General features: G+C 53.0%; 1 protein-coding gene and 1 pseudogene. One reads left to right on the forward strand and one right to left on the reverse strand.

The genetic code is table 11. The features are described from left to right. Positions 1–139 precede the first annotated feature (139 nt). Positions 140–700: a transposase gene (locus BLV85_RS14705; protein ID WP_245725249.1), complete on the reverse strand. Its 561-nt coding sequence runs from the start codon at positions 698–700 to the stop codon at positions 140–142. Between the two features lie 195 nt (positions 701–895). Here BLV85_RS14705 and BLV85_RS14710 point away from each other — a divergent pair. Continuing rightward, a pseudogene (locus BLV85_RS14710) lies at positions 896–1,260 on the forward strand (ISL3 family transposase); the annotation flags it as partial.

Below are 1,260 nucleotides of genomic sequence, written 5' to 3' on the forward strand. Positions count from 1 at the left end.
CGCGGTTTCTTTTTCTGCGGCCGGTGACTTTTTTCATGCAGCACATCGATGATGTGTTCGCTCAATTCGCGTGCTTCATTCAGCAATCCAAGATCCGTCGGAAAGCGAATCGCCTGTTCGGCCACTGTGGCGTCTATGATCATTTTCCCCTGATTGCGGGGTGTTTTGTCTGACGTTGAAGACTGCTTTGCAGTGGCCGGGGCAGCTGCACATCTTCGCTGTGATTCGATGCCGTCCTGCCAGGGCTACCGCCATCACTATCCTGGTCAACCTTTACAGGCTTTTTTGCCTTTTTTTGCTCAACGGCCTTAATGATGGCCGCATGGAATTCATCAAACACTGTCTGCCCCATGCGCTTGCGTACTTCAACCAATAACGAGGGCGCAAAAGGTGCTTTCGATTGAAAGCCTTTCAGACCGATGAAATATTGCAGGTACGGGTTCTCACGGATCTGCTCTACCGTCTCCTCATCCGAAACCGATAACTTGTGTTTGATGATGACTGCTCCGATCACTATCCGCGCATCCTTGGATGGGCGCCCTAATGTCCGGGAGAGTGTCTTGTAGTAGCTATCGGCCAATTCGTCCCACGGCATGCAATCACTCAGTCTTACCCAGCGATTCCTCGGATCAAGAATCATGCCGGGCGGGGTATCAAATCCTTCGAGGGAGCGTTGTTTCTGGTTCTGGTAGCGGATCATCGTGCACGGTTTTTGGGGTTATTTGTCTTATTTACGTGCACTATTTTATCAGAATAGAGGTAATTCCAATATAGAATCAGTTACTTATACTTTCTGAGCAAGCTCTAGGATAGTCTGCAGAAATTCAAGTCATTTGTCTATGCTGGCGTTCGCTGGGGCGGCAGCAAAGAAACTCCCCATCTGGAGATCGAGGTGGTGGAGAGGCGTAACAGCCGTGCGGTATGCTCGGTCTGTGGTATGCCAAGGGCTGGGTACGACCGTCTTGGGCAAAGGCGTTTTGAGTTTGTTCCGCTGTGGGGTATCAAGACCTATCTGGTGTATGCCCCGCGCCGGGTTGATTGCCCCAAATGCGGGGTGCGGGTCGAATCAATGCCGTGGGCGCTGGGCAAACGGCCCCTGATACAAGCCATGGGTTGGTTCCTGGCCGGTTGGGCGAAGCGTTTGAGTTGGAAAGAGACCGCCGAGGTGTTCCGCACCTCTTGGGAGAGTGTCTTTCGCTCGGCGGAGATGGCTGTGCAGTGGGGACGTGAGCACCGGGACCTTAGCGGTGTACGCGCCAT

It is taken from the genome of Nitrosomonas halophila (genome assembly GCF_900107165.1).
Taxonomy (GTDB): domain Bacteria; phylum Pseudomonadota; class Gammaproteobacteria; order Burkholderiales; family Nitrosomonadaceae; genus Nitrosomonas; species Nitrosomonas halophila.

What these genes read in the sequence shown, in the direction of transcription:
- BLV85_RS14705 (WP_245725249.1), bottom strand. Translation starts at nt 700, where the DNA reads ATGATCCGCTACCAGAACCAGAAACAACGCTCCCTCGAAGGATTTGAT.